The sequence below is a fragment of the Streptomyces sp. Ncost-T10-10d genome, from assembly GCF_900091955.1.
Lineage (GTDB): Bacteria > Actinomycetota > Actinomycetes > Streptomycetales > Streptomycetaceae > Streptomyces.
In genome coordinates, this window is record NZ_FMDF01000109.1 from 66,305 (window position 1) to 93,156 (window position 26,852).

Below are 26,852 nucleotides of genomic sequence, written 5' to 3' on the forward strand. Positions count from 1 at the left end.
CCGCCCGCGATCGGACGGACGTTCCGAAAGTGCTCTGCTCCAACAGAGGAGACCATCGTGCCCGTCGTATCCGTTCCCTACGCCTTCAACGAAGAGGAGCTCTATGTCGACCTTCGGTCGATCATCGGGCACTCGCTCTTCCTGAAGTGTGAGGGCTTCAACTTCGCCGGCTCGATCAAGTTGAAGGCCGCGCTCGAGATGGTGGAGGCCGCTGAGCGGGATGGAGTCCTGACGCCGGAATCGATCCTGGTCGAGTCCTCGTCCGGGAACCTCGGCGTGGCGCTGAGCATGATCGCGGCGAGCAAGGGCTACCGGTTTCTGTGCGTGACGGACTCCCGCGGCAACCTGTCGACCAGGATGATGATGGAGGCATTGGGCAGCCAGGTGCACGTGATGGCCGGGCAGGAGGCCAACGGCGGCTTTCTCGGCGCGCGGATCGAGTACGTCCGCGCGCTGTGCGCCTCCGACGACCGATACGTGTGGCTCAGCCAGTACACCAATCCGAGCAACTGGAAGGCGCATTACCGCACGACGGCACCGGAGATCGCCCGCCAGTTCCCGCAGCTGGATGTGCTGTTCGTCGGGGCCGGCACCACCGGGACCCTGATGGGCTGCGCGCGCTACTTCCGGGAGTGGCACCGGCCGGTGCGGATCGTCGCGGTGGACAGCGTCGGCTCGGTCTCCTTCGGCGGTGCGCCGGGCCGCCGGATGATTCCCGGCCTGGGGATGAGCATGCGCCCGCCGCTGCTCGACGAGTCCTATGTGGATGAGGTGATAAACATCGAGGAGGCGGACACCATCCGTACCTGCCACCGTCTGGCCAGGCGCGGATTCCTGTTCGGCGGCTCCACCGGCACGGTGGTCAGCGGAGCGACGGACTGGTTGGCCCGGCATGACGCGCGCGAACTCACCGCAGTGGCCATCGCCCCGGACCTCGGTGAGCGCTACCTCGACACCATTTACCACACCAACTGGCTGCAGGATCTCTACGGCGAGGACGTACTCGACTCCGACGAGGTGGCTGCCGGTTCCTGGGCGGCCTCCCCCGCGCCACCACCACGGTGGAGCCGGCGGCTGGACCCTGCAGACCGGCAACCGCAATGTCAACCGACTCCATCAGCTCAAGGATCGTAAGACCTGGGTGTTCCCGGGCATTCCTACGGTGTGGCGGCACAGGCACGCCTCTACCAGTGGCCGCCCGGCACGGGATCCGCGGCCGGGCAGCCCGGCCCCCCACCGGGCCGGTGGATGGTCGGAACGGCTGCTCGGCATGGGACGTGCACCATGCCGGAGCACTCTGATCGTGAGGCTGCCTGTCCCCCGACCGGCAGCCGGCCAGGAAGGGGTGGCAGCGATGTTCGCGAGGCTGAGCACCTATGAGGGATCACCGGTTCCTGCGCAGGGAGACCTGACCGCGAACTGGGACGAGACTCTCGAACGGGTCCGGGAGGTCTCCGGCTTCCGGGGCGTGTACTACCTCGTCGACCGAGCCTCCGGGAAGGCCAAATCGCTGACCTTGTGGGATGACGAGCAGACCATGCAGGCCGGCGAGGAAAGGACTACCCGGCTCCGCGAGGAAATCGCAAAGAGGGAAGGCCAACGGGTTGTCTCGGTCGAGCGCTTCGAGGTGGGATTCAGTCACCTGGAGCCGTAGCAGTCATCGTTCCACGTGTTGACGGCGCCGTGGCGTCGGCGGGTCGAAGTCACGGCCGACGGCACCGAGAGGACTGCACGAACGCCCGGATCCGTGCGCGATCGCGGCCGGGCCGGGTTTCCCTGTCTTGCTGACGCTTCCGGGGAGCGGTGTTGAGCCATTCGTGTTGTGATCGATGGCGTGGGAAACAAACGCTGTCGAGAACAGGAGGAAATCATGGCTGAGAAGCTGCGAGCGCGAGACATCATGTCCGGCGGGGTGCAGTGCGTCGGCGCGCACCAGTCACTGTTCGACGTGGCGAAGATGATGCGCGATCTGAACGTCGGTTGCCTGCCCATCTGCGGCGACAACAACAAGCTCACAGGCTTGATCACCGACCGTGACATCGTCGTCAAGTGCTGCGCCGAGGGCGTCGACCCGGCAACCGTGCAGGCCGGATCGCTCAATGCCAAGGTGCACTGGATCGATGCCGAAGCGGACGCCACCGATGTCCTGACGACCATGGAGGAACATCAGATCAAGCGGTTGCCGGTGATCGACGTCCAGAGCGGCCACCGTCTGGTCGGCATGATCACGGAGGCCAATCTTGCGAAGAACCTGAGCGACGAACAGATTGCCGAGTTTGCGAGCCGCGTATACGCGAGCGCTGGAACGTCCGGTCAGCCGGCACACTGAGGCGTCTCCTCGAACCCCGGTGAACAGTCGCCGACCGGGTGTCCGATCCGCACGGCACTCGGCCGCGGCGCCGATGCGCTGGTGGATGCCGCAGGCGCAGAATGCATGGTCCGCGATGCATGCACGGACCATGCTCCTGGCGTTCGAGACCAGCCCCGTTGCTTCGCCGACCAGGAATCCGGTCGCACGGTGATGGCGCTCTTTCGGTCCGTGATCGAAGAGAGGAGATGGAGAGAGCGACCGGACCGTCCGCCGGCCATGCCCGGTATCGACCGCCCAGCGATGGCCACGAATCTGATTACTTGTCAGCAGAGTCGACAGAAGTGCGTCTCGGTGTGCGCACACGACCGCACGAACTGAACGGCCGAGGGCTGAGGGCCAAGGGCACACTGCACAGTCGCCGTCCCGGCCACCGGCAAGCTCGCGAACGGTACAACCGTGAACTCGGCCCCGCGGAACACCACTTCGCCGTCGACTGATCGGCCCCCGGGGCGTGGCAGCGCCCGATGCCGCCTCGGGGGCCGAACGCGGCAGATGTCGAGGCACTCCAGAGCTTGTCCGCCCGTGCGGACCGAGGACTGTCGTCGAGCAACGCAACCCATGACTGCGCGATCGACCGCTGATCGTGATGCGATGGAGAAATGAATGAATCACCAGAAAGCCATGAAAATGGGATATATGACGTGATTGTGCTGGGAGCAGGGCCGGTCGGACAGAATGTCGCCGACCGCGCCCGTGTCGCCGGCCTCACCGTCGCCGTCGTGGAGTGTGAGCTCGTCGGCGGTGAATGCTCCTACTGGGCGTGCGTCCCCAGCAAGGCGCTGCTAAGGCCCGTCGTCGCCGTCGCCGACACCCAGCGGGTGGACGGCGCCCGGCAGGCCGTAACCGGCCGGCTCGACACCACCCGGGTCTTCGCCCGCCGCAACCACTACGTCACCGACTGGGACGACAGTGGACAGGCCAAGTGGGTCAGGTCCATCGGCGCCGACCTCTTCCGCGGCCGAGGCCGGATCGACGGCCCCCGCCGGGTCACGGTCACCCAGGACGACGGCGCAAGCAGGACGCTCGCCGCGCGGCACGCCGTGGCCATCGCCACCGGCAGCCGCCCGGCGCTGCCCGACATCCCGGGCATCAAAGAGGCTCGCCCCTGGACGAACCGGCACGGCACCGACTCCAGCACCGTCCCCGCCCGGCTCGCCATCGTCGGTGGCGGCGGGGTCGGCGTCGAAATGGCCACCCTCTGGCAGGGCCTCGGCTCCCGTGTCACGCTGCTCGCACGCCGCTCCCTGCTGGCCCGGATGGAACCGTTCGCGGGCGAGCTCATCGCACGCGGCCTGACTCAGGCGGGCGTGGACGTGCGGATCGGAGTGCAGGTGACCGCCCTGCGTCGCCCCGACTCGGTCACCCTCACCCTCGACGACGGCAGTGAGCTGGAGGCCGACGAAGTCATGTTCGCCACCGGCCGCGCCCCCCACACCGACGACATCGGCCTGGACACGGTCGGCCTCACCCCAGGTTCCTGGCTGGACGTGGACACAACCTGTCTGGTCCGCGGCGTCGAAGGCGACTGGTTGTACGCCCTCGGTGACGTCAACCACCGCGCTCTCCTCACCCACCAGGGCAAGTACCAGGCCCGGACAGCGGGTGACGCGATCGGCGCCCGGGCCGCAGGCCTCCCGCTGGACGACGCCCCCTGGGGCGACCACGCCACCACCGCCGACCAGCACGCCGTGCCGCAGGTCTTCTTCACCGACCCCGAGGCGGGCGCGGTGGGCCTGTCCGCCGAGGAGGCAGCCCGGGCCGGCCACCGCGCCAAGGTCGTCGACCTCGACCTCAGCGCCGCTCAGGGCGCCAACCTCTATGCCGACGGCTACCAGGGCCACGCCCGGATGGTGGTCGACCTCGACCGGGAGGTTCTGCTCGGGGTGACCTTCGTCGGTTACGGAATCAGCGAACTGCTCCACTCCGCGACCATCGCCGTCGCCGGCGAGGTCCCGCTCAAACGACTGCGGCACGCGGTCGCCTGCTTCCCGACCGTCAGCGAGATCTGGCTCTTCCTCCTCGCCGCCTACCACCGCAGCTAGGACTTGTCCGGGCGATCAAGGTGCTGGCGGCTGAGACATGGCGGGATTGCGGACGGTCGCTTCAGCTTGAGGACATGGCTGGCACACGACGCCGTGTGCCATGGTTGCGGGTATGGATTGGCAGTCTGAGAGCCCGGAACTCTGGGCGTTCCTGGAGTCCCTGCACTGCGGCGACATCCTGTCCGGCACCATCGCGGCGATCGAACGGTTCGGGGTCTTCGTGGCCCTGGACGACGGGCCTGGCCATCCCACCCTGCCCGGTGTCGGGTTCCTCGGTGTCCCCGAACTGTCCTGGCGGCGCTTCGGTGATCCCACCGATGTTGTTCAGGTAGGGCAGCGTGTCTCGTGCGAGTTTATTGGGTTCGACACCTACAACGCTGAGGCCAGATTGTCTTTGAAGGCACTGGAGCCCGATCCACTCCAGGTTTTCGCTGACCGCACGGTGGTGGGCCAGGAACTCCGCGGGACGGTTGAGAAGGTGGTTCCCATCGGCATCTTCGTCAACCTCGGGGACGGGATCTTCGGGCTGGTCCCCTTCAGGGAGATCGACGGTCGCCCTGCGGCGAGTCCGGTAGAAGATTTCGAGGTCGGAGAGGAGATCGCCGTCGTCGTCGCGGAAATCGAGCTGCCACGCCGCCGGGTGTTCCTCTCCAGGCCAGAGAACGGCCAGTGCGCACGTGTCGTGCTGCCCACGTGACGGCCGCCGTGCCCGAATCGTTGAGGTGAGCATGGGGCGGGGCGATCTAACGGATGCCGAGTGGGCACGGCTGCGGCCGTTTCTGCCGGTCAGCAACGGGCGTTGTGGCAAGTGGCGGGATCACCGGCAGGTGATCGACGGGATTCTGCACCGGGTGCGGACCGGGGCGCAGTGGCGTGATCTGCCCGAACGGTTCGGCCCGTGGAAGACCTCCACTCGATCACCGCCTCTTCGGGATCGAAGTTGCCGAAGGAGAGCGACTCGAATGTCAGTCCCGGTCCGGTCCGGAGGGCAAGGCTCGCTGACGTGTCGTCCGGCGCCACGAAGAACTTCACGATGATGCTCACCCGGGCATCATGCCCGCCAGCCCACGACCACGATCGGCCAGACAACCAACACGGCCTCGTCATCCCGCACCGGAAGCGACCCGGCCGCCCGCTCCTGCCCGGCCGGGAAGCGGACAACGCCGAACATCGACGCGTGAGGGCCCGTGTGGAACACGCCTTCGCCCGCATGAAGCACTACAAGATCCTCCGCGACTGCCGGCAACGCGGCAACGGCCTCCACTACGCAGTCCAAGCCGTCGCCACCCTCCACAACCACGCCTTGGCCGCGTGATCCACAACGTCACAGAACCCGGCTCCGCCTGCCCAGCCACAGCCTTCTGCAACACGCTTTAGCACGGGCGCTTCCTGCCCCACCCGGGGAAAGTGGCACGATGCCGACCTGCTCCAGACGCCCGCGCTGCCTGTCCATCAGCCGCGCCCTGCCACGCCGTGCGACGCTGCGCGGGCAACTTACCCGACAGCGGTCTTCTGAGCTTCCGCGATCGTGGCCATCATCGCGCCCCTGCTCGGCCCTCGCTTTCCTGGCCGGCCCGCACGGAGTGTGTACCGAGCAAGCCGTCGGTGTGGGCGGTGGTGGGGGGAGTCCGGACGAGAGCGCAGACGGGCCGTGCCCTACCCGTCTGCGCTGAGTCCGTAGACCAGGGGCAACCGGTCGCTCGCTGGCCGCCATGTCCGGAACTTGTGCTGCATCCCTTCCATCGGCGTGGGACTCTCGGGGTGAACACCACGGTGAATCCAGGCGGTTGAACGGGGGCGCGACGTGTCGAAGGGGAATCCCGAGAGCCACGCCGAGGCAGTAGACGACATCGATCAACTCCTCCACGTGACGCAGCGTGTCGCCTACGAGGACTTTCGCGGCAAGATCGTCCAGGACGCCCACGGCACCAGTTGGGGCAGCGACGACAACCACACCGGTGATATCGACTACATCGCAGTCGTGGCCAACGCCGAAGCTCTTGCGCTGTGGTCCATCCAGGCCGCGGTCTCAGGAGTCATCGGCAACGTCATTTACGACCGGGCCCGATCGGCAATGGCAGCCATGGCGCGGCGCATGCGGGGGGAGGGCGGACGGCGGATCAAGGATGTCGAAGCCCACGACATCGCAGTATTCGCCCTGGCGCTCGCGGGCGTCGCGGTCTACCCCACGGAGCCCGTCAGATTCCGATCAGCGGACTTCAACAACACAGCGTCGGAAGTCTCTCGGGTCCAGGGCCGGGTACTCGTCCGCTTTACGGAGTCAGAGCCCCTCTACGACTTCGCGGATGGTCCGCGAGGCCGCAGGGTTCGGGTTACCTGGAACAGGCATAGGTGCACCGAGGTACTGCTGCCGGAACGGGGCGCGTCAATGGGGAACATCCAATGGCGGACCTACACCCGCCATGACCTCCGCCCGTTCGCTGCCGAGGATGCCCAGGCCGAGGCGATCATCCAAGAGCACTGGCCTGCCATACTGGCGGCACAGGACGGGGAGGCGCCCGGGGCGTGGCAAAGCGTCCCTGTGCCGGATGCCTAGGCCTTGTCCGGCCGATCGTGGTCGTGGGCTGGCGGGCATGATGCCCGGGTGAGCATCATCGTGAAGTTCTTCGTGGCGCCGGACGACACGTCAGCGGGTCTGGCCCTCAGGACCGGGCTGGGACAGGCATTCGAGTCGCTCTCCTTCGGCAACTTCGATCCCGAAGAGGCGGTGATTGAGTGGGAATGCCTTCTGGCCGGTGGCAGCTTTGAGGAACTTGTCGATGCCGGTGAGCCTCGCATCGTCGCTGACCAGGACAACGACGGATGCGTCGTCTTCGCGATCTCGCCTCGCCTTTCCACTGCGCTCGCGGACGCTGGGCCCTCCAGGTTGCGTGACGTCGCCGCCTCGTGGGCTCAGCTGCGTGCGGAGGATGGCGAGGTCATCGACACCGAGATCGCCGAGGCGATCGTGGGTGATCTAGCTGGCCTCGTCAGCAGCGCCCGGCGCCATGACCAGGGCGTCTACTGCTGGGTTGCGTAGGAGTTCATGTGCGGAGCCAGATGGCGACCGCCGCCGCGGTGGCGGTGCCGAGGAAGACGTAGCCGCGTTTGTCGTAGCGCGTGGCGACGGCCCGGGACTGCTTCAGGCGGTTGATCGCCCGTTCGACGGTGTTGCGCTTCTTGTAGCGGTCCTCATCGAAGCCGAGCGGCCGTCCATCGCGTGAGCCCTTGCGTATGCGGGCCGCCTGGCTGTCGGCCTTCTCCGGGATGGTGTGGCGGATTCCCCATCGTCGCAGGTACTCGCGGATGGGGCCGTTGCTGTAAGCCTTGTCGGCTGTGAGGCTGTCGGGCTTCTTGCGTGGCCGGCCCAGGCCAGGTCTGGGCACCCGGATCTTGTCCAGGACCGGCTTGAACTGGGTGCAGTCCGCCCGCTGACCTGGAGTGACGATTAGGGATAGTGGGCGGCAGCGGCCATCTGCGCTCAGGTGGAGCTTGCTGGTGAACCCGCCGCGCGAGCGGCCCAGGCCCTCGCTTCCAGCACCACCTCCACCAGGCGGGCGACAAGGCTCTGCCACGGCGTCTCGTCCTGGTGTTCCATCCCTTCGGCCCCCTTTGACCTCGGGGCTGGCGGTGGGTCGGTGCGGGCACCGGCTGCATGCTGATGCGCGCGGACGATGGTGGAGTCGACCGAGATGTCCCAGTCGATCTCTCCGGCGGCGTCGGCCGCGGCCTGGACCTGCTGGAGCAGACGTTCCCAGGTGCCGTCGGCCGACCACAGGCGATGGCGTTCGTAGACGGTCTTCCACGGCCCGAACCGTTCGGGCAGATCACGCCACTGCACCCCGGTCCGCACCCGGTGCAGAATCCCGTCGATCACCTGCCGGTGATCCCGCCACCTGCCACAACGCCCGTTGCTCACGGGCAGGAACGGCCGCAGCCGTGCCCACTCGGCATCACGCAGATCACCCGCCCCATGCCCACAGGAACGACTCTGGCACGGAGTGGTCACATGATCGACCGGACAAGTCTAGTACTAGGCGGCATCTCCGTGGGCAACGCTCCACAGCCGGTTCGCCGCCGGGCCCTGGACGGCACCTTCGAGCGGATTGCTCAGGTTGTCGACGCGGCCGGCCAGTGACCGTCCTGCGGCGGCAGGGAAACGTTCGGCTGCGTGTCTGACCTGGGGCCCGGTGGGCCCGGGCCGGTTCGCCGGTCGCGACGAGGCCCTCCGAGGACGACTTTCCGGGCCGGGCCCCTGCGGCAGGCCCAGGCGCCGCCGGTCGGTACCCGTTCGAACCGGGGGATCCGGCACCGGGCCCCTTCTACGACGCACTCAACCCGCGAACCGGGCCATCCACGCCTCGATGTCGTCCGCCGACCGCGGCAGGCCCGCCGACAGATTCTCGTGACCGTCGTCGGTGACGACCAGGTCGTCCTCGATCCGGACGCCGATGCCGCGCCACTCCTCGGGCACGGTGAGATCGTCCGGCTGGAAGTACAGGCCGGGCTCGACGGTGAGCACCATGCCCGGCTCCAGCACGCCGTCGACGTACTCCTCGTGCCGGGCCTGCGCGCAGTCATGCACGTCCAGACCGAGCATGTGACCGGTGCCCGCCATGGTGAAGCGGCGTTGGAGGCCGAGTTCGTACGCGCGGTCGGCCGGGCCGTCGATGAAGCCCCACTCGACCAGCCGGGCCGCCAGGTGACGCTGGGACGCCTCGTGGAAGTCGCGGTACGCGGCGCCCGGCTTGACGGCGGCCATGCCTGCTTCCTGGGCCTCGTACACAGCGTCGTAGACCTTGCGCTGCAGGGGTGTGAAGGTCCCGCTGATCGGCAGCGTGCGCGTGACGTCGGCGGTGTAGAGGGTGTGCGTCTCCACGCCGGCGTCGAGCAGGAGCAGGTCCCCCGGGCGCACCGGACCGTCGTTGTCCGTCCAGTGCATGATCGTGGCGTGCTCGCCCGCGGCGCAGATCGAGCCATAGCCGACGGAGTTGCCCTCGAGGCGTGCGCGGCGGAAGAACGTGCCCTCGATCCACCGCTCGGACGACGCGATCGCCCGGGAGAGCTCACCGATCACATCGTTGAATCCGCGCACGGTGGAGTCCACGGCCTCGCGGAGCTCGGCGATCTCCCAGTCGTCCTTGACGAGGCGGAGATCGCTGAGTGCCTCTTCCAGTTCGGCGTCACGCTCCTCGTCGGTGGTGACGGCGGCCTCCAGGGACAGGTCGATGCCGCGGACGATCCGGGTCGGCGCACCGGAGGCGGCGGCCAGGTCACGGGCCGCCGTACGGACGTCGCGGCAGGACAGGCCGAGCACGATCTCCGACTCGGCCAGGGAGCGGCGTCGGCCCATCCACAGCTCCGCCGTGGCGCCGGTCCAGAACTCGTCGTTGTCCCTGCTGTCCCGCGGCAGCTGGTAGCAGTAGGCGTCATGGCCGCCGTCCGCACGGGGTTCGAGGACGAGCGCGCCGTCCCGGGCCTGGTCTCCGGTCATGTGCACGTAGCCCGAGTACGGGCGGAACGGGTAGGTGTCGTCGTTCGAGCGGACCTTGAGATTCCCCGCGGGGATCACGAGGCGTTCGCCGGGGAAGCGTGCAGAGAGCGCGGCACGGCGGCGGGCCGCGTACGGAGCCTGCTCGCCGAGCTGCAGGTCGTGCCGCTCGGTGTCCGCCCACCCCGTCCGCATCAGAGCGGACAGTTCCTCGGAGATCCCTGAGTAGAGACCGTTCTTTCGGCCTTTCGCCACGTCATACACCTTCCTCTGGGTGGGTTCCTCAGCGGCGAGGGCAGAGGAGGCCCTACGGACAAGGCCGAGCTCCCTCCCGGTGCGGCCGGGGCGCCCTCGCTGCCGCCGGTCGATGGCGGCTCCCGGACGGTATCCCGCAGCGCGCGTGCTCGGTGCCGAAGACTGCCACTGGCACAGATCGGCCATGGCCCCGGCAGGAGCCGTCGATAATCGGCATATGACGAACGCGAAACTCGGCGAGGCCCTTCGGCTTCTGGGAATCGATCACGCGGCGGGCCAGGTCTATCTGGCGCTGCTGGAGCTGGCCCCCGCTCCGCTGAGTGCGATCGGAACCGCGGCCGGTCTGGGCGGTGCGGAACTCGCCACGGCCTACGGCGCGCTGATCGACGCCGGTCTGGCCAGTGCCGCCGAGGAGGGCGGGGACGTGGTGGCCCCCGTTCCGCCCACCGCGGGCCTGGAGATCCTCGCCCGGCATCGGGCGGCCGAGGTCGAGGAATCGCGCATCACCGTCGGGGGCGCGTTCGAGTCGTTCCGGCGGCAGCGGCTCGCCGCGTACAACGACCATCTCGTCGAGGTCGTCACCGGCGACGCCGTCGGCCCCAGGATTCGTCACGCCTGGGCGAGCGCCCGCGATCAGATCCGGCAGTTCGAGTCACCGCCTTACTTCCCCTTGTCCGAGGCCACGGACGACGCACTGGCCACGCTCGCCCGCGGTGTGACACAGCGAGTCGTGTACTCGCGGGAGTCGCTGGAGCATCCGGGCCATCTGAAGGACGTCATCGAACCGTGCATCAAGGCCGGCGAACAGGCCAGGGTACTGCCGTCGGTACCGGTCAAGCTGGTGATCATCGACGAGGCGTACGCGCTCGTGTCGTTGTCGATCAAAGAGGCCGACGTGCACAACACCACGCTGGTCGTGCAGCCGTGCGGCCTGCTCTCGGCGCTCGTGGCGCTGTTCGAGCAGTCCTGGCAGAATGCCCTGCCGTTCCACGGCCGCACCACCCGCCCGGGCGGCCTGCCCCCCGCCGACCGCCGCCTGCTGTGGCTCCTCGCGGGCGGCGCGAGCGACGACGTCATCGCCCGCGAGTTGGGAATCAGCCGTCGCACGCTGTTTCGCCGCATGCAGATCCTGATGGCCCAGCTGGGCGCCGCGAACCGGTTCCAGATGGCCTTGCAGGCACAGCGCTGCGGATGGTTGTGACCCGCACACTGCCGGACGAAACCAAGGCGAGCAGCTCGAACGTGCTCGGCCGGTAACGCCGAGGACTGTCGCCACATGGCGGACCGCATCGCCCGTCGCGGGGGCCGTGGCCGACGGTCGGGGCCGGGACGGCGGAGAGGCACTGGGCTGTGTGGCGACCCGCGATCCGGTGCGGGTCGAACTGCACCGGTGGGACCGACCCGCTCCACGCCCCCACCGGGCCACGCGCCGAGGCGCGCGGCCTCGCGCTGGTCGCCCCGGTGCGCGGCCCGCAGTACGGGCAGCACAAGAAATCCCCGGTCCGCAATTACGGACCGGGGATTTTCCCGGGTATATTGAGCGTTTCCGTGCACTCACAGAAATACCCCCATAATGGGGGCCACTAAAGACACCATATCCGGCAGGGAGCCATTTTGTCAACTCGCGAAAGTGCCGAATTGCAGAAGGAGCAGGAATTCATCGGCCGGCTCTACGACCGTGTCGACGTGCTGCGCGGAGTCGCCGCGCAGCACGTCGAGGACGCGCTGACGCCGGTCGGGACCGGACTGCAGGCCCGTCTCGAACGCGACGTGCTCGTCGCCGAACGCTCGGGTCTGCTGGCCGCGCTGAATGCGGTGGACGGCTCGCTGTGTTTCGGCCGCATCGATCTCTCCGACGGCACCGCGCACCATATCGGCCGTATCGGAATCCGCGAGGACGACACCGCGCATACGCCCCTTCTGATCGACTGGCGTGCGCCGGTCGCCCGCCCCTTCTATCTCGCCACCGGGCACACGCCGATGGGCCTGCGCCGGCGCAGACACATCACCACCGAGGGCCGCGTCGTCACCGAGCTGCACGACGAGATCCTCGACGTCGGGGACCGCGAGCGCACCGGTTTCGAGGACCCGAGCGGCGACGCGGTACTGCTCGCCGCCGTGAACTCCGCCCGCACCGGCCGCATGGGCGACATCGTACGGACCATCCAGGCGGAGCAGGACCGCATCATTCGCGCCCCGCACCGCGGTGTGCTCGTCGTCGAGGGCGGTCCCGGTACCGGAAAGACGGCGGTGGCGCTGCACCGGGCGGCCTTCCTGCTGTACGAGCACCGTGAGCTGCTCGCCAAGCGCGCCGTCCTGATCGTGGGCCCCAACCCGGCCTTCCTGAGCTACATCGGTGAGGTGCTGCCCGCGCTCGGCGAGACCGGTGTCCTGCTCGCCACGCAGGCCGAGCTCTTCCCCGGGGTCCATGCCGACGGCAGCGACACACCCCGTGCCGCCGCCGTCAAGGGAGGTGAGCCGATGGCCGAGGCGCTCGCGCTCGCTGTGCGCGACCGGCAGCGGCTGCCGGAGCCCGGCGCCCCGCTGGTCATCCCGCACGACGACGGGGACCTCCTCCTCGACTGGGAGATCGCCTACGAGGCCCGCCAGGCGGCCCGCGACACCCGCCTGCCGCACAATCTCGCCCGCCCGCATTTCGCGTTCCGGATCATCGATGCCCTCACCGCGCAGCTCACGGAGCGCATCGGGGCCGACCCGTACGGCGGTCCCAATTTCCTGGGCCCCGACGACATCGCCCAGCTCGGCAAGGGTGTCGCCGTCAGCAGGGCGATGCACTCGGCGGTCGACGAGCTGTGGCCCGCGCTCACCCCCGAGGGATTTCTCACCGACTACCTGGCCGACCCCGTGTACGTACCGGACGAGGACGCCGAAGCCATCCGGCGCGCACCCGGCGGCGGAAGGTGGACCTCCGCCGACGTTCCGCTGCTCGACGAGGCGGCCGAACTCCTCGGGGTCGACGACAGCGCCGAGCGGGCCGCGGCCGAGGCCGAGCGCCAGGAGCGGATCGCGTACGCGCAGGGCGTTCTGGAGCTGTCGAGGGGCTCGGAGACGTACGAGTTCGAGGACGAGGAGTCCGAGGTCCTGGCCGCCCACGACATCGTCGACGCCGAGCGGATGGCGGAGCGGCAGGAGGAGGCCGATCACCGCAGCGCGGCCGAGCGGGCCGCCGCCGACCGCTCCTGGGCGTTCGGGCACATCATCGTCGACGAGGCGCAGGAGTTGTCGCCGATGGCGTGGCGGCTGCTGATGCGCCGGTCGCCGAACCGCTCGCTGACCCTGGTCGGCGACCCCGCGCAGACCTCCGAGGAGGCAGGTGTCGGCTCATGGGAGAAGATCCTGGAGCCGTACGTCGGTGACCGCTTCGAACACGTCAGGCTCGACGTCAACTACCGCACACCCGCCGAGATCATGGAGCTGGCCGCCAGGGTCGTACGCGCCGGCGACCCCTCCTTCGAGCCGCCCGGCTCGGTGCGGTCCACCGGCGAGGTGCCGTGGACGCGGGACGCCGGGGAGGACCTGGCAGGGGCGGTGGCGCAGGCGGTCTCGGAGCTGATGCCCAAGGAGGGACGCCTCGCGGTGATCGCGCCGCGGGCGCTCCACGAGGAGATCGCCGCTCCGCTGGAAGGAGTCAGGGCCGGCACCGAACCCGATCTGACCCACACGGTGGTTCTGCTCGACCCCCGGCAGGCGAAGGGGCTCGAATTCGACCATGTGCTGGTCGTGGAGCCCGCCAGGTACGGGACGAGCGACCTGTACGTGGCTCTGACCCGCGCCACGCAGCGCCTGGGCATCGTCCACCGGGAGGAGCTGCCCGAGTCACTGCGCTGAGGGCGCCCGGGCGCGGCACTCGAACGGCACCGGCCATGGGTGCCGCCGCTCCGGGTCCCGCGAGTCATCGTTCGTCGATCCGGCCACGAGGCTCGAAGACGAGGCGGTGTTCAGTGCGGAATCACCCAGCCCGGCACCCAGGTCCCGGCGGCGTCGTGGCCGGCCGCTGTGGCGGCGAGGTGGGCGCGGAGGATGGCCAGCGCTGGGTGGGGGTTGTCGCGGTGCCAGAGGAGCGAGTGCGGGTAGACGGGCGCCGGGTGGGTCACCGGAATGCGGCGCAGGCCGTGGTCGGCGGGCCAGACGAGGCTGGTCCGCCCGCCCATGAAGGTGGCCAGGGCCGGAGTGTCGGCGACGGTGTCGAGGAGCGCGTCGGAGCCGAAGTTGGGACCGGTCGCCTCGATGGTGAGGCCGAACTCGGCGACGAGATCGTCGTAGTAGGCGGCCCACTCGGTACCGGGGACGATGCCGGGCATCCAGATCCGGTGTCCGGCGAGCTGAGCGAGGGGCACCGATCGGGCGCCCGCCAGCGCGTGGGCGGGGCCGGTGAGGAGCTGGAGCGGCTCGTCGAGCACCCGGACGGACTCGATGTCCTCGGGAAGGGGCCGGCCGGGCACGGCGACGGCGCGGAAGGACGCGTCGATCGCACCGGACCGGATGGCGGCGACGGCCGTCTCGATGTCGAACAGCCATACCACGTCGAGTTCGATCTCGGGGTGCGCGCGGTGGAAGCCGCGCATCAGGCCCGACGCCGCACTGCGTGAGGAGATCACGTCGACGCGCAGCGGACGGCGGCCGGTGCGTACGGACGCGACCGAGCGCTCGGCGACGCGCAGCAGCTCGCGCGCGTGGGGCAGGAACGCCTGTCCGTCGATGGTGAGCTCGGCGCCGCGCGGAGTGCGGGTGAACAGCCGCACGCCGAGGTTGCGCTCCAGCGCGGCGATGCGCTTGGAGACGGCCTGCTGGGTGACCGCCAGCTCGGCGGCGGCCTCCTGGAACTGTCCCGCGTCGGCGGCGGCGACGAAGGTCCGGACGGTGTCGAGGTCCATACCGGCACCCTATGGGTACAACCGTTGGTTGTGGCCGGGCGGTCCTGCGGTTGTTTGATCCCCGGGTGTGGTGCTCGCTTTGATACGTCCGATCGCGGATCGGTTGTACAGGTGAGTGGCGAGGGGCGGCGGGTATGAAGATCAAACACCGGCTGGGACATCTGCTCGGGCATCGGCTGGGGCGGCAGTTCGGGTGGCTCTGGGGAGCGTACGGGACCAGCGCGCTCGGCACGTGGCTCGCCTTCGGCGCGTTCCCGCTGATCGCCATCCAGGTGCTGCATGCCGGACCGGCCGAGGTCGCCGCGCTCTCCTCGGTGGGGGCTGCGGTGGGTGCGGCCGTGGCGGTGCCGCTCGGCCCGTGGGTGGAGTTCCGCCGCAAGCGGCCGGTGCTGATCGCGATGGACCTGGTGCGGTTCGCGGCGCTGCTGACGATCCCCGCCGCGTTCGCGCTCGGCGTGCTCACCTTCCTTCAGCTCCTGCTGGTCTCGGTCGTCGTCGCGGCGGCCGACATCACCTTCCGCGCCGCCTCCGGCGCGTACCTGAAGACGCTGCTGCCGGCCGAGGACCTGCTCGTCGCCAACGCCCGATTCGAGTCCACGACCTGGACGACCACGATCATCGGACCGCCGCTGGGCGGCGCGGCGATCGGGCTCCTGGGTCCGGTGGCGACGCTGGTGGCCGACGCGGTCAGCTACCTGCTCTCGGCCCTGGGCATCCGCGCGACGGGCGGGCACGAGCCGCGGCCCGAGCGCCGGGAGGCCGCACGCATGCGGGCCGGGGACCTGCTCGACGGTTGGCGCTACATCCTCGCCGACGCGACGCTGCGTCCGCTGTTCTTCAACACCGCCTTGTTCAACGGCCTGGTGATGGCCGCCCAGCCGCTGCTGGCCGTCCTGATGCTCGGCCCACTCGGGTTCGCGCCGTGGCAGTACGGCCTCGTCTTCGCCGCGCCCTCGATCGGCGGACTGCTCGGTTCACGGCTGGCCCGACCGCTCGTCACCCGGTTCGGCCAGCACCGGGTCCTGGTCGTGGCCGGGACGCTGCGCGCGATCTGGCCCGTCGGCCTGGCCTTCCTGGGGCCGGGCACCGGCGGACTGTGGCTGGTGATAGGCGTCGAGCTCGGGCTCATCTTCTGCTGCGGGGTCTTCAACCCCGTCTACACCACTTACCGCCTCGAGCGCACCGCAACCGACCGGGTCGCCCGCACATTGTCCGCATGGGCGGTGACGAACAAGGCCACGACCGCGCTCCTGACAGCCGTCTGGGGCGTGCTGGGCAGCCTGCTCGGCCCGCGTACGGCCATCGGCCTGGCCGGCGTGCTCCTGTTGGCGACGCCGCTGCTGCTCCCCCGGCGCGACCACACGCCACTGCACGAGCCGGAACTGGCCCGTACCCACACCTGACACACCGCAACTCGCCACTGAAGCCCGCCGGCCGCAGCCGGTCCGCCGATTCCTGTCCGCGCCGACCGGACACCACCGAGCAAGGAGAACACTCGCATGAGCACTGCCCCCGCACTCGACCCCGCGCGCACCGCTCTTCTCGTCATGGACTACCAGCCCGCGATGCTGGCCCTTCTGCCCGAAGGCGGGGACCGCGAAGCCCTGCTCGGCCGCGTGGAAGGGGCCATCGCCGACGTTCGCGCCAACGGCGGCACGATCGCCTACGTCCGCGTCGGCTTCACCGAGGCCGACTGGGACGCGATCCCGGCCACCAACAAGTCCTTCGCCCCGCTGGCCCAGCACCGCGTCATGCACCACGAGGACCCTGCCGCTGCCATCCACGAGCGCCTGACTCCCCAGGGCGGCGACATCATCGTGCGCAAGATCCGCTACGGCGGCATCTCCACCACCGACCTCGACCAGCAGCTGCGCGAGCGCGGCATCACCACTCTGGTCGTCTCCGGCCTCAGTACCAGCGGCGTCGTCCTGTCCACCGTCATCGACGCGGCCGACCGCGACTACCAGCTCTACGTCCTGTCCGACGGCGTCGCCGACCCCGACACCGAAGTCCACGACGTCCTGCTCCATCAAGTCTTCCCCTCACGGGCCCACATCATCGACACCGCCGAGCTGCACACCCTGCTCCGGGCCGGCTGACTCGAACCGTCGGGCCGATCCCACCCACGGCCGCCGCACCCGCCCGGTGTGGCGGCCGTCCGCACCCCGGTACCAATTCTGTGGACGCGCGCCACGGCGGGATCGCACGCCCGGTGCCCCGGTCACACGGGTGTCGTGACGGCGGACGAACCGCTCATGTCGTCGCGGTGGTACGGGGAGGCGAGGCGGCCCCCGGCCTCGTACCGAGACGCGCCTGGATACGGTCGGCATCGGGTACGTCGAGCCGTCGGGCGATCCCGAGGGCGAGCGACAGCCAGTCGGTGCCGCTGCCCGCCGTTCCGTGACCGTACCGGCTCCGGTCAAGACCTTCGAGGGCCAGCATTTCGTCGTACGGCGACTCGATGGCGCGTGCCAGTTCGAGCGCCTGCGCATAACAGTCACGGGCCTCGGAGGTGCGGGTCGTGCTGTCGCTCCCGAGGGACACGGCACCGAGAATGTTGAGGGCTTCGGCCTCACCTCCACGGTCCTTGAGCTCGCGGCACAGCTCAACGCTCGTGCGGGCATTCTTCAACGCGGTACCGTATGCGCCGCTCGCGGCCTGTGTCTCGGCCAGATGCATGAGAACGTGAGCCCGTCCCATACGACTGCCGAGTTCGTGGCAGATGGTGAGCGCTTCGTCGAAGTCCTTCTCGGCCGCTTCGAGCTGCCCTGTACGGAACTTGACCCGGCCCAGATACATGAGCGCGTTCGCCTGCCCGAGCCTGGCGCCGAGTGCGCGGAACATGTCGAGCGCCCGCTCGATGCACTCGGTGGCCTCCTCGTACTCCCCCCTCAGCCGCAGTACGTCGCCGAGATCGGCGAGGGCATTGCCCTCGCCGTAGCGATTGTCGAGTATGCGATAGCTCACGAGGGCTTCGCGGTGGGCGTTGATGGCTCCGGTATAGCGGCCGACGGATTTGTGCAGGTCGCCGAGGGCCGTGAGGGCATTCGCCCGGCCGAGTCGGTTACCCGAAGCACCATGCAGTTCCAGCGCCTGTTCGAGGCTCTCGGCAGCCTCGGAGTAGCGACCGGTCAATTGCTGTACGTGGCCGATGTCGACGAGCACGTGAGCCATACCGCGGGTGTCGTCCGCGTCACGGAAGAGCCGCAGTGCCTGGTGATACGTTTCGTCGGCCTGTTGGTATCTCCCGGTCACACGAAGGACGCTCGCCAGATCGCTGAAGACTATGGCCCGCTCATGGGTGTCCGGGAGCCCGTCGATGCGCTCCAGTGCCTGCACGAGGTTCGCCTCGGACTGTTCGTATCGGCCCATCACGCGATGGATCACCGCCATGTTCCGCAACGCCGTCGCCTGCCCGAGCAGATCCGCGACGTCGAGGGCGCATTGGAGTGCGGTCCCGTGCAGGGCGAGGGCTTCGCTCCAGTGCCCGTGGACGCGCAGGAACTCCTTCATCGCGGCGGGAAGATACACGGCGTGAGCAGTGTGTCCGTGGCGAGCCGCGTACTCGACCGCCGCCTGTAGATTGACGTGCTCGGCGCGCATCCAGGCGGTCGCGCAGTCCGCGTCCGGCATCTCGGGCATCTGCGGTCGCCGTCCGGTCGTGTACCGGGGCGCGGGGCCGTTGTAGCGGTCGAAGAAGTGGTCGGCCCGGGTCGCGGCGTGGAGGTAGTAGTCCAACTGCCGCTCCACTGCGGCTTGTACGGCATGGGTTCCGGCTTCACGGGCGAGGGTACGGGCGTACTCGCGGACGAGGTCGTGCATGCGGTAGCGGCCCCGGGTCGTTTCCTCGATGAGGTGATGGTCCTCGAGTTCTTCGAGCATGCGGCGGGCGTCGGACACTCCGGTGTCCTGGAGTGCGGCGGCCGCGTAGGCGTCGAAGTCGGGCCCCGGCTGCATCCCGAGGTACCGGAACAGCGTTTGCCGGTCGGCCGGCAGGTCTCGGTAGGAGAGCTGAAACGCGGCCGCGACCGAGGTGTGTTCGGTGGAGAGTCCGCTCAGTTGTCCGTCCGGGTCGTTCAGGTCGGCCACGACGTCGGCGGCCGTCCAGGTGGGGTGGTGGCGCAGGCGTGCGGCGGTGAGCTGGAGGGCCAGAGGAAGGTAGCCGCACAGCCGGCCGAGTTCGGCGACCGGGAGGTCGGTGGCGTCGAGGTCGGCTCGTGCGGCCTTCGCGACAAGGAGCTGGACCGCGCGTTCCGGCTCCAGGACCTCCAGGGTGAGCGGCACGACGTCGTCGAGGGCGGTGAGCCTTCGGCGGCTGGTGATCAGAACGAGGGAGGGGCCGGTGCCGGGAAGGAGAGATTCGACCTGTTCACTGCTGTGGGCGTCGTCGAGCAGGATGAGCATCCGCCGGCCGGCCAGATCGCTGCGCCACAGTCCGGCGCGGGCCTCCAGGCCGGCCGGGATGCGCTGTGGGTCCACACCGATGGCGCGCAACAGGGTGGTCAGGGCGTCGGCCGGATCGACGGGGGGCGTGCCCGGTGTGTGCGCGTGCAGCGGGAGGAAGATCTGACCGTCGGGGAAGTCCTCGCTCAGGTGGTGGGCCGCGTGGACGGCGAATGCTGTCTTGCCCACTCCGGGCATGCCGTCGATGGCGTGGATGTTGATCACGCCCGAGGGCTCCTGGGTGCGGCCGCGTACCGCGGCTGTCAGAAGGCGGAGTTCGTCGTCCCGGCCGGTGAAGGATGCGATGTCTCTGGGCAGTTCGGTAGGGACGGTCGGGGTGTCGGACGCGCCGTCCGCCGGGGGCTGGTGCGGGGTGCGGTCGGTGTCGTCGAGGATGTACTGGTAGGCCGCGCGGGCTTCGGGGCCCGGCTCGACCCCCAGGTCTTCGACCAGGGTGCGGCGCAGTCGGTGGTACACGTCCAGGGCTCCGGCCTGCTGGCCGGTGCGGTGGAGGACGAGCATGAGCTGGGTGTGGAAGGGCTCCCGGAGCGGAAATTCGGCTGCCAGACGCCGCAGTTCGGGCAGCAGGCCGTCATGCCGGCCGCGCTGCAGTTCCGCATGGTTGCGCCACTCCAGGGCTTGCAGCCGGGCCTCCTGCCACTCGTCGACATGGGCGTAGACTTTCTCCGCCGCTGCGGGCAGGTCGCTCAGAGGGCTGCCACGCCAGAGACCGAGGGCGGCCCCGGTCTCGCGGACGACACTCTCCCAGTCGCTCTCCAGGCGTGAGGTGCGCGCCGCCTCAAGTCTCCGGTTGAAGACGTCGGTGTCCAGTTCGCCCTCGCGGACGTGGAGGAGGAATCCGTTGCGCGGGGCCTGGATCCGGCTCTCCTCCCCCAGCGCGCGGCGCAGACGGCTCAGATGGTTGTGCAGGGAGGCCCGGGCGGTGGCCGGTGGCCGCTCACCCCACAGGGCGGATTCGAGGCGGTCGTGGGAGACGACACGGTTGGGCGCGAGCAACAGGACGGCCAGGAGTGTCCGGGCCTTGACGGATCCGGGTGTCCGGTCGACCCCGTCCTCGTCGTGGACCGTCAGCGGACCGAGGAGTCCGAATCTCACGTTGTTCCCCCTGTGTTGAGCCCGTCCGGCCTGCCGGACCCGCGTCGCTCCGGCCGCGTGAGCTGCATCGTAGCCCCGCGTCGGCCTTCTGCCGTGGGGCTTCGTCGTGTCCCCGGTTCTCCTGGACGGGCGAGGGGGGTTGGCGTTCTGTTGGAGAGCTGTTGGTCGTGCGGGCCAGCATGTCGGCGTCGATCAGGCGCGGACTCGGTGCTGTTGCCGTGGGCGTGCATGACGGCGGGGTGGTCCGACCCGTTTGCGCCTCGAAAGGTGTGCACACATTGCTGCCTGTCTCGTCGTTCACGGACGCGGTCATAGCGACCGTGCTCCTGCGTTCCGCCGCCGCCAAGGCCGTAGCACCCGGTGTGGCGTCCGAGGCCGTGAATGAGGCCATCGGCGGACGAAGTGTCTTCTCGCCGGTATTCATCCGCGCCGTTTCGGCAGTGGAGACATTCACCGCCGTCGCACTCCTGGTGCCGGCTCTGCGCTGGGCCGCGAGCGCCATGGTCGCGGTGCTCGGCCTGTGCTTCGCCGCACTGGGAACAGCCGGGTCCATACGCGGAAGCAAGCAGCCCTGCGGCTGTTTCGGAACCGACTCGGATCGGCCGCTGGGCAGGGTGAACACGGCCACCGGGGCATTCTTCGTTGCGGCGGGGATCGCTCACGCACTCGGCTCCTCACACCTCGACACATACGTCCTGACTTCCACCGTGCTTTTGGTGACGATCCTTTCCAGTGGTTGGGTGATCTTCTCGCAACGCCGAACTGGCTGGGTCGTGGTAAAGAATTTCTTCCGGCGATGGGAATCCGCATCATGATGGTCGCTATGGCGTTCGCACTGCTGATACTGACCGCCGCGGTAGTCCTGCTGTTCGCGATGATGGGCGAACTCAGTTCCCGTGTCCCCGATTCCGAGGACGGCCGGATCGTCGCCCTGGAGGAATACCGGCCCGGCGCGGAAGCCGATCAATGGCCCGAGCCGCTGTCGGACTTGGTCCATGCCCGGCGCTCCGCGCTCCTGGTGCTGAGCACCGTGTGCGCGACGTGTGCCACGGTGGCCGACGAGATCGGCCGCCACCCTGAACTCGTGGCCCGGAGGCCCGTCGGCACCGTGGTCACGTGCGCGAGTGCCGAGGAGGGCGAGAAGTTCGCCGCGGACCACGCGCTTCCCCCGGGCACCTACGCGATCGACGCGGGTGGCGTCTGGGTGGCGGAGAACTTCGGTGTCGGCAAGAGCCCGTCCGCCCTGGTGTTCAACGGGGGCGTACTCACCGAGGCCTTCGCGTTCAGCAAGGTCAGCCCACTTCTGGAACGCATCCAGATCGGAACAGCCAGGGAGGAAATGGCATGACCGTTTTCAGGAAGAGATCGCGTGACGCCCACAGTGGCGGGGAGAAGGCCCGAGTGGGTCGACGGCGTGTGCTGGGCGGTATCGGAGCGAGCGGTCTGATGGCCTCGGCGGCGGTGTTCGCCAGCTCGTCCACGGCGCACGCCGGCAACGCCGACTGCTGCAACCTCGCACACCCGCCGGGCACGTCCGGCTACCTGTCCGACTACAACAGTTGCTCGTCCAGGGCCGCATACATCTGGGGCTGCACGTCCAGCGGCGGTTACCTGCACTGCTACTGCTGTGAGACGGCCGGCAACGCACAGTCCGCCTACCGCTGCCAGTACAACTGAACGAGGAGCACACGTGGTGACGTGGTTGGCGATCGCCGGCATGGCGGCGGTCCTGCAGGTCTTCAGCCCTTGAGGCCAGTCCATGGCCGGGGTCGCCGGTCCCATGCTGACCCGCAGCAGATCCGAGGGAACGCGTTTCCTGACCGGTCTGTTCGCAGGAGAAGTGATCGCCGCAACACTGATGAGTCTGGTGGTCTACGTCATCGGCGCCGGCCTGACGCTGCTCGTCCCGCATACGGGGCTGCAGGTCGTCATGGCGGTGGTGGCGGTGGCCCTCGGAGTGGCGGACCTGCTGAACCGCACTCCGCACATCTGGCGACAGGTCCCGCAGTCGCTGGTGCGCACCCACCCACCGGGGATGCTGGGCCTTACGTGGGGTTTCGACCTCGCGTTGCTGTTCACCACCCAGAAGTCCACGTCGCTCACCTGGGCGGCGCTGGCCGCGGCGCTGCTGCTCCACCCCTCGTTCTCCTGGCTCTACCTCGTCGGCATGGCGGTGGTCGGCGTGCTCACGATCGCCTTGCGCAGCGTCACCTGGAACTTCGTTCCCCTTTCGGAGTTCGGCGATCGTCTGCAGCCGTGGTTCGTACCGATGCGGCGGACGGCGGGAGCCCTCCTGGTGGTCGTCGGCGTGCTGACGGCGGCGGGAACGTGGTGACGGGGGAAGGGGCGGTGTGAACAACTCCGGTGAACGGGCCGGTGACCCGAGAGGCCAGATATTCGTCACCAGGTTCGAATGCCAGAGCCTGTTCAGGCTGTTGCTCGTGCTCACGCTGCACGTCAAGGTCAAGCGGGAGGTGCGTCGGGCCGCCGAGGGATTCCTGGGCGGCACGACACTCGTCCAGTGGCGCCGCAGGACCGTGCTGAGCATCTCGCTGTGGCAGGACCTGGACAGCGTCTACTCCATGGGAAGAGTCGGCCACCACATCGTGGCCTCCCGGATGCCCGCGCGCACGGGGATCCGTACGGCGTGCGGTGTGTACCCGTACGCGGGCGACTGGAAGCACGTCATGTTCGGCGCGCCCGCCACCGGCGGCGAACCGCTGTTCGCCGCCGGTTCCGTGTCCACGACTGGGAAAGGAAATCCGTCATGAGAAACCACACCCCGACAGACCGGGGGTACGCGTTCATCAAGAGCAATTCCGATGGCACCAAGAACGTCTACGTCGCCATGGGTATCGCGGCCGAAGGCACCCCGGAGGACGTGTTCGCCGTGCATCTGCGGCGCCCTGAGGTCGATCTGGACTCCGCCGTCGAGACCGTCGACACCGGCTCCGTGCGCCGGACCATTTCCGCCGTGCACGTATGGGCCGGCCCCGACAGTGTCGTGAGGGTCCGGGCAGCACGGTCCGGGCCGGGAACGCTGCTCGGTAGCTGATCCCGGCCCGGCCGGACGTGTGGCGGAGGCGGACGGGAATCGAACCCGCCGGACGGGGATGCCCCGTCCCTCCCGCTTTGAAGGCGGGGAGGCCCACCAGGAACCCTGACGCCTCCGCCACACACCCTAGAGCAAAAAGCCGCAGCACAGCAGCCCGTTCAGGGCTCCGGACCGCCGCCGCGGACTCGACCGCGTCGCCGTACCGGCCGGTCTCCCCCACCGCACCGAGCCGCTCACCACGAACGAACCGGATGACATGACACTCACGCAGCAGCCGTCGCACGCCTTCGCCCCCGAGCAGGTGCGGCTGACGCAGTACGCACGGGGCGGTGGCTGCGCCTGCAAGATCCCGCCCGGCGAGCTGGAGGATGCGGTAGCGTCCCTTGCCCGCACCCAACCCGTCCGATCCGCACACGAGTTGCTGGTCGGCCTCGACACCGGGGACGACGGAGCCGTGGTGCGTCTGGCCGGGGAATCGGCTCTGATCCTCACCACCGACTTCTTCACCCCGGTAGTCGACAGCGCGTACGACTGGGGGCGCATCGCCGCGGCGAACGCCCTGTCCGACGTGTATGCGATGGGCGGCACCCCGCTCCTCGCGGTGAACCTGCTGGCCTGGCCCCGCGACGTTCTTCCGCTGGAGCTCTCAGCAGAGGTTCTGCGCGGTGGCATGGATACGGCCCGTGAGGCGGGCTGCCACCTCGCCGGCGGCCACAGCGTCGACGACGCCGAGCCCAAGTACGGTCTGGCCGTGACAGGACTCGCCGAACCGGGGCGTCTGCTGCGCAATGACACCGGTCGGCCCGGCGTCCCGCTCTCGCTGACCAAGCCGCTGGGCATCGGCGTACTGAACACCCGTCACAAGGCCACCGGCGAAACCTTCCCCCAGGCCATCGACGCCATGACGCGTCTCAACCATGGGGCCTCGCAGGCCGCGCTCGCCGCAGGCATCACCTGTGCCACCGACGTCACCGGGTTCGGACTGCTCGGCCACCTCCACAAGATGGCCCGGGCCAGCAACGTCAGCGCCGTCCTGGACCCTTCGGCCGTTCCCTATCTCGACGGAGCCAGGGAAGCGGCCCGGGCGGGGTTCGTGAGCAACGGCACGCGCCGAAATCTCGCCTGGACAGACCCGCACACCGCCTGGGGCGACGTACCCGAGACCGAACGTCTCCTGCTCGCCGACGCGCAGACCTCCGGCGGTCTGCTCGTTGCCGGTGAGATCCCGGGCGCCCCGGTCATCGGGGAACTCGTCCCCGCCCGCGAACACACCCTGATCATCGGCTGAGCCGCCACGAGCCCGCAGGAGAACGCCGACCGGCGCAGCGCCGTCCCCCGTACCGACACGCTCCTGGCCGAGCCGCGGCTCGTCCGGGCCGCCGCCCGGATCGGCCGGCCCCGCGGCGGCTGCGCACCGGGGGTCCGACTGCCTCCGACCGGCCGGACCCTCCTGGTGAGGGGTCGCGCGCCTGAGCCGATGGCGACCGGCCCTCCTCGGCGACCCGCGCCCGTGCGGTCGCGACCGCGGTGCCTTCTGCCGGGCCACGGCGTGGCGGCAACGGCTGCTCTTCCGCCGCCGCCCCGGCGCGTGTCACGTTCCGCGCTCGGCAGTCAGCGTGCGAGGTTGCGCAGCAGTCGCACGTATCGGCCCCAGCGGGCCGGTCGTGCCACCGTTCCGGTGCAGACGAGTTCCGCGCGGTCCAGGCTGTCCTCCAGGCATGCGTCGTGGAGTGGCCGCCAGATGAGTGGCCAGGTGAGCCGGGCCGGGCCGCGAACGTTCATGGCGAGGGTGTGGCGCAGCAGTGTGTGCTCCTTGTCGGCGGCCAGGACGGTGTATTCGTGGAATCCGTGGAATCCGCGTGGCCCGCTGAAAGTAAGGCGCACCCAGGTGGAGGGGACGTAGGCAGTGACGGTGTAGCGGATGGGGCCGTGCCCGCCGGCTGCCCCGGCCGTCAGAGGGCGATCGAACTCCATGGGGGGCCATTGCTCTCGCGCCCACAGTTTGTCATCGGTGCCGGCGAGGGTGTCGATCAGCGTTCCCACCTCGCTCTCCTTCCTGGCCAGCAGGCGTTCGTGAACGTTGTAGACGCCCATGCGTCCTCCCCGAGCCGGTTATAGAGGGTGGTCTCTAATATTGTGGAGGATACTCTCTATTACATGGCGAGACCACCACGCTTCGATATGAACCAGCTCCTCGACGCCGCCGTGCGACAGGCCGCCGCCCTGGGCCCGGCCGGGGTGACCATGTCCGCGGTGGCCAAGGAGGTGGGAGCCCCGAGCGGTTCGGTCTACCACCGATTCGCCGGGCGAACGGCCCTGCTCGCCGAAGTGTGGTTGCGGACGGTCGAGAGCTTCCAGGAGGGTTACTTCAAGATCCTCGAAGCGGATGTCGACGCGCGGCGCGCCGGGCCCGCGGCGGCCCGCCACGTTGTCGCCTGGAGCCGCGCCCACCCCGAGGAAGCCGCTCTGCTCCTCTACGGCGCCGAGGACTTCGGGCGCTCCAACTGGGCCGAGGAACACCTCCACCGTGCGGACTGCGGCAACCAGCGCGTGCGCACCGCCCTCGCCTCCGTCGCCGTGGCTCTGGGCGCCGAGGGCCCCCAGGCCACCGAGTGTGTCGCTCTCGCCCTGGTCGACCTGCCTCTGGCGCTGGTACGCCGCCATCTGCGGGCCGGAACTCCCCTCCCCGCATTTGCCGAGGATCTGGCCGAGGAATCCGCCACCGCACTGCTCGGCACGTTTCCTGCCAGGCCGGCCTCTACCGACTGAAGAACCGCGTCGTGGCGATGGAGCGGGACACCAACGTCGCCTGACGACTGGCCCCGCGGGCTCCTCCGGCCGCCGATGAATGGTGAGGACCGCGGCGGCTTCGTAACCAATGTCGCCCCGGCATCCACTGGCACGGCACACGCCGCCCCGCCCGACGGTCCCTCCCTCCCCCTGGCCCTCTGCTCCGCCACCCCGGTGCACGGCGTACACCGTTCGGGCGGCTGCCGCCGTCGTCGGCGCGGCGATCGCCGACCACACGCGTACCGAGTTCGTCACCGAGGCCTGCCAGGCGCCGGAAGGCAAGATCGATAACCGTGGCCGGATACAGGAACTGTCCGCCGGTCAGTGTCAGGTGAGTGATGTCGCCGACGTACTTCGTGTTTACCGCCGCTGCGGTGAAGTCACGCGTGATGCG

General features: G+C 69.2%; 24 protein-coding genes, 1 tRNA gene and 2 pseudogenes. 21 read left to right on the forward strand and 6 right to left on the reverse strand.

Going from position 1 to position 26,852, the window contains the following annotated elements; all coding sequences use genetic code 11:
* Positions 1-57: 57 nt before the first annotated feature.
* The 9 genes and pseudogenes from sbnA (at position 58) to GA0115254_RS18290 (ending at position 7,453) form a co-directional block, all read left to right on the forward strand.
* On the forward strand, positions 58-1,134 hold the full coding sequence (sbnA, locus tag GA0115254_RS18250; protein WP_093896370.1) for a 2,3-diaminopropionate biosynthesis protein SbnA: 1,077 nt from the start codon (positions 58-60) through the stop codon (positions 1,132-1,134).
* A 220-nt stretch (positions 1,135-1,354) separates the two neighbouring features.
* Positions 1,355-1,654 carry a hypothetical protein gene (locus GA0115254_RS18255; RefSeq protein ID WP_093896371.1) on the forward strand — a complete coding sequence of 100 codons (300 nt, stop codon included), beginning with the start codon at positions 1,355-1,357 and terminating at the stop codon, positions 1,652-1,654.
* Positions 1,655-1,870: 216 nt separating this feature from the next.
* The gene (locus GA0115254_RS18260; protein WP_093896372.1) at positions 1,871-2,329 is read left to right on the forward strand and encodes a CBS domain-containing protein; all 459 of its coding nucleotides are present in this window, start codon (positions 1,871-1,873) and stop codon (positions 2,327-2,329) included.
* 641 nt (positions 2,330-2,970) lie between these two features.
* Positions 2,971-4,413 carry a dihydrolipoyl dehydrogenase family protein gene (locus GA0115254_RS18265; RefSeq protein WP_093896373.1) on the forward strand — a complete coding sequence of 481 codons (1,443 nt, stop codon included), beginning with the start codon at positions 2,971-2,973 and terminating at the stop codon, positions 4,411-4,413.
* Between the two features lie 112 nt (positions 4,414-4,525).
* Complete coding sequence (locus tag GA0115254_RS18270) at positions 4,526-5,110, forward strand: S1 RNA-binding domain-containing protein (protein ID WP_093896415.1); 585 nt, start codon at positions 4,526-4,528, stop codon at positions 5,108-5,110.
* Positions 5,111-5,141: 31 nt separating this feature from the next.
* A pseudogene (locus GA0115254_RS46170) lies at positions 5,142-5,321 on the forward strand (transposase); the annotation flags it as partial.
* Positions 5,322-5,509: 188 nt separating this feature from the next.
* Positions 5,510-5,728: pseudogene (locus GA0115254_RS18280) on the forward strand (transposase family protein); the annotation flags it as partial.
* A gap of 489 nt (positions 5,729-6,217) precedes the next feature.
* On the forward strand, positions 6,218-6,970 hold the full coding sequence (locus GA0115254_RS18285) for a hypothetical protein (RefSeq protein WP_093896375.1): 753 nt from the start codon (positions 6,218-6,220) through the stop codon (positions 6,968-6,970).
* Between the two features lie 48 nt (positions 6,971-7,018).
* Entirely contained in the window at positions 7,019-7,453 is a 435-nt protein-coding gene (locus GA0115254_RS18290; RefSeq protein ID WP_093896376.1) for a hypothetical protein, read from the forward strand.
* A 4-nt stretch (positions 7,454-7,457) separates the two neighbouring features.
* Here the strand turns inward: GA0115254_RS18290 and GA0115254_RS18295 are convergent.
* Both GA0115254_RS18295 and GA0115254_RS18300 read right to left on the reverse strand, forming a co-directional pair.
* Positions 7,458-8,422, reverse strand: a protein-coding gene (locus GA0115254_RS18295; RefSeq protein WP_256102648.1) for an IS5 family transposase whose coding sequence is annotated in 2 segments (ribosomal slippage) — positions 7,458-8,051 and positions 8,054-8,422 — 963 coding nt in all. Because the reading frame shifts where the segments join, the coding sequence is not laid out codon by codon here.
* 324 nt (positions 8,423-8,746) lie between these two features.
* Complete coding sequence (locus tag GA0115254_RS18300) at positions 8,747-10,159, reverse strand: aminopeptidase P family protein (protein WP_093896416.1); 1,413 nt, start codon at positions 10,157-10,159, stop codon at positions 8,747-8,749.
* 217 nt (positions 10,160-10,376) lie between these two features.
* Between GA0115254_RS18300 and GA0115254_RS18305 the strand changes: the two genes are divergently transcribed.
* Both GA0115254_RS18305 and GA0115254_RS18310 read left to right on the forward strand, forming a co-directional pair.
* Positions 10,377-11,360, forward strand: a complete 984-nt coding sequence (locus tag GA0115254_RS18305; RefSeq protein WP_176740179.1) for a helix-turn-helix domain-containing protein — start codon at positions 10,377-10,379, stop codon at positions 11,358-11,360.
* Positions 11,361-11,797: 437 nt separating this feature from the next.
* Positions 11,798-14,008, forward strand: coding sequence for a HelD family protein (locus GA0115254_RS18310; protein ID WP_093896378.1), 2,211 nt, complete (start codon positions 11,798-11,800; stop codon positions 14,006-14,008).
* Positions 14,009-14,118: 110 nt separating this feature from the next.
* Here the strand turns inward: GA0115254_RS18310 and GA0115254_RS18315 are convergent, their stop codons facing one another.
* Positions 14,119-15,054 carry a LysR family transcriptional regulator gene (locus GA0115254_RS18315; protein ID WP_093896379.1) on the reverse strand — a complete coding sequence of 312 codons (936 nt, stop codon included), beginning with the start codon at positions 15,052-15,054 and terminating at the stop codon, positions 14,119-14,121.
* A 134-nt stretch (positions 15,055-15,188) separates the two neighbouring features.
* On the opposite strand from GA0115254_RS18315, the gene GA0115254_RS18320 reads away from it, so the two are divergent.
* Together GA0115254_RS18320 and GA0115254_RS18325 are read left to right on the forward strand one after the other, a co-directional pair.
* Positions 15,189-16,457, forward strand: coding sequence for an MFS transporter (locus tag GA0115254_RS18320; RefSeq protein ID WP_093896380.1), 1,269 nt, complete (start codon positions 15,189-15,191; stop codon positions 16,455-16,457).
* 96 nt (positions 16,458-16,553) lie between these two features.
* Entirely contained in the window at positions 16,554-17,153 is a 600-nt protein-coding gene (locus tag GA0115254_RS18325; protein WP_093896381.1) for a cysteine hydrolase family protein, read from the forward strand.
* A gap of 154 nt (positions 17,154-17,307) precedes the next feature.
* On the opposite strand, the gene GA0115254_RS18330 is transcribed toward GA0115254_RS18325, so the two are convergent.
* On the reverse strand, positions 17,308-20,613 hold the full coding sequence (locus tag GA0115254_RS18330; protein ID WP_093896382.1) for an AfsR/SARP family transcriptional regulator: 3,306 nt from the start codon (positions 20,611-20,613) through the stop codon (positions 17,308-17,310).
* Positions 20,614-20,780: 167 nt separating this feature from the next.
* Between GA0115254_RS18330 and GA0115254_RS18335 the strand changes: the two genes are divergently transcribed.
* The 6 genes from GA0115254_RS18335 (at position 20,781) to GA0115254_RS18360 (ending at position 23,668) form a co-directional block, all read left to right on the forward strand.
* Complete coding sequence (locus GA0115254_RS18335; protein ID WP_141720851.1) at positions 20,781-21,428, forward strand: MauE/DoxX family redox-associated membrane protein; 648 nt, start codon at positions 20,781-20,783, stop codon at positions 21,426-21,428.
* Positions 21,429-21,436: 8 nt separating this feature from the next.
* Positions 21,437-21,961 (forward strand): hypothetical protein, encoded by a 525-nt coding sequence (locus GA0115254_RS18340; RefSeq protein WP_093896384.1) that lies wholly within the window; start codon positions 21,437-21,439, stop codon positions 21,959-21,961.
* On the forward strand, positions 21,958-22,290 hold the full coding sequence (locus tag GA0115254_RS18345; RefSeq protein ID WP_141720852.1) for a hypothetical protein: 333 nt from the start codon (positions 21,958-21,960) through the stop codon (positions 22,288-22,290). Before GA0115254_RS18340 ends, GA0115254_RS18345 begins: the two co-directional genes overlap by 4 nt.
* A 163-nt stretch (positions 22,291-22,453) precedes the next feature.
* Entirely contained in the window at positions 22,454-22,948 is a 495-nt protein-coding gene (locus GA0115254_RS18350) for a hypothetical protein (RefSeq protein WP_141720853.1), read from the forward strand.
* Positions 22,949-23,054: 106 nt separating this feature from the next.
* Positions 23,055-23,384 (forward strand): hypothetical protein, encoded by a 330-nt coding sequence (locus GA0115254_RS18355; protein ID WP_218105552.1) that lies wholly within the window; start codon positions 23,055-23,057, stop codon positions 23,382-23,384.
* Positions 23,381-23,668, forward strand: a complete 288-nt coding sequence (locus GA0115254_RS18360) for a hypothetical protein (RefSeq protein WP_093896388.1) — start codon at positions 23,381-23,383, stop codon at positions 23,666-23,668. The genes GA0115254_RS18355 and GA0115254_RS18360 overlap by 4 nt, the downstream gene beginning before the upstream one ends.
* Positions 23,669-23,688: 20 nt before the next feature.
* On the opposite strand, the gene GA0115254_RS18365 is transcribed toward GA0115254_RS18360, so the two are convergent.
* Positions 23,689-23,784, reverse strand: a tRNA-Sec gene (locus GA0115254_RS18365).
* A gap of 140 nt (positions 23,785-23,924) precedes the next feature.
* Here GA0115254_RS18365 and selD point away from each other — a divergent pair.
* Positions 23,925-24,956 (forward strand): selenide, water dikinase SelD, encoded by a 1,032-nt coding sequence (selD, locus tag GA0115254_RS18370; RefSeq protein ID WP_093896389.1) that lies wholly within the window; start codon positions 23,925-23,927, stop codon positions 24,954-24,956.
* Between the two features lie 323 nt (positions 24,957-25,279).
* Here the strand turns inward: selD and GA0115254_RS18375 are convergent, their stop codons facing one another.
* Entirely contained in the window at positions 25,280-25,762 is a 483-nt protein-coding gene (locus tag GA0115254_RS18375) for a hypothetical protein (protein ID WP_093896390.1), read from the reverse strand.
* A gap of 63 nt (positions 25,763-25,825) precedes the next feature.
* Between GA0115254_RS18375 and GA0115254_RS18380 the strand changes: the two genes are divergently transcribed.
* Entirely contained in the window at positions 25,826-26,437 is a 612-nt protein-coding gene (locus GA0115254_RS18380; RefSeq protein WP_093896391.1) for a TetR family transcriptional regulator, read from the forward strand.
* Positions 26,438-26,852: the final 415 nt, after the last annotated feature.

What these genes read in the sequence shown, in the direction of transcription:
- GA0115254_RS18255 (WP_093896371.1), top strand. Translation starts at nt 1,355, where the DNA reads ATGTTCGCGAGGCTGAGCACCTATGAGGGATCACCGGTTCCTGCGCAG.
- GA0115254_RS18260 (WP_093896372.1), top strand. Translation starts at nt 1,871, where the DNA reads ATGGCTGAGAAGCTGCGAGCGCGAGACATCATGTCCGGCGGGGTGCAG.
- GA0115254_RS18265 (WP_093896373.1), top strand. Translation starts at nt 2,971, where the DNA reads ATGAATGAATCACCAGAAAGCCATGAAAATGGGATATATGACGTGATT.
- GA0115254_RS18270 (WP_093896415.1), top strand. Translation starts at nt 4,526, where the DNA reads ATGGATTGGCAGTCTGAGAGCCCGGAACTCTGGGCGTTCCTGGAGTCC.
- GA0115254_RS18305 (WP_176740179.1), top strand. Translation starts at nt 10,377, where the DNA reads ATGACGAACGCGAAACTCGGCGAGGCCCTTCGGCTTCTGGGAATCGAT.
- GA0115254_RS18315 (WP_093896379.1), bottom strand. Translation starts at nt 15,054, where the DNA reads ATGGACCTCGACACCGTCCGGACCTTCGTCGCCGCCGCCGACGCGGGA.
- GA0115254_RS18320 (WP_093896380.1), top strand. Translation starts at nt 15,189, where the DNA reads ATGAAGATCAAACACCGGCTGGGACATCTGCTCGGGCATCGGCTGGGG.
- GA0115254_RS18325 (WP_093896381.1), top strand. Translation starts at nt 16,554, where the DNA reads ATGAGCACTGCCCCCGCACTCGACCCCGCGCGCACCGCTCTTCTCGTC.
- GA0115254_RS18340 (WP_093896384.1), top strand. Translation starts at nt 21,437, where the DNA reads ATGGCGTTCGCACTGCTGATACTGACCGCCGCGGTAGTCCTGCTGTTC.
- GA0115254_RS18345 (WP_141720852.1), top strand. Translation starts at nt 21,958, where the DNA reads ATGACCGTTTTCAGGAAGAGATCGCGTGACGCCCACAGTGGCGGGGAG.
- GA0115254_RS18360 (WP_093896388.1), top strand. Translation starts at nt 23,381, where the DNA reads ATGAGAAACCACACCCCGACAGACCGGGGGTACGCGTTCATCAAGAGC.
- selD (WP_093896389.1), top strand. Translation starts at nt 23,925, where the DNA reads ATGACACTCACGCAGCAGCCGTCGCACGCCTTCGCCCCCGAGCAGGTG.
- GA0115254_RS18375 (WP_093896390.1), bottom strand. Translation starts at nt 25,762, where the DNA reads ATGGGCGTCTACAACGTTCACGAACGCCTGCTGGCCAGGAAGGAGAGC.
- GA0115254_RS18380 (WP_093896391.1), top strand. Translation starts at nt 25,826, where the DNA reads ATGGCGAGACCACCACGCTTCGATATGAACCAGCTCCTCGACGCCGCC.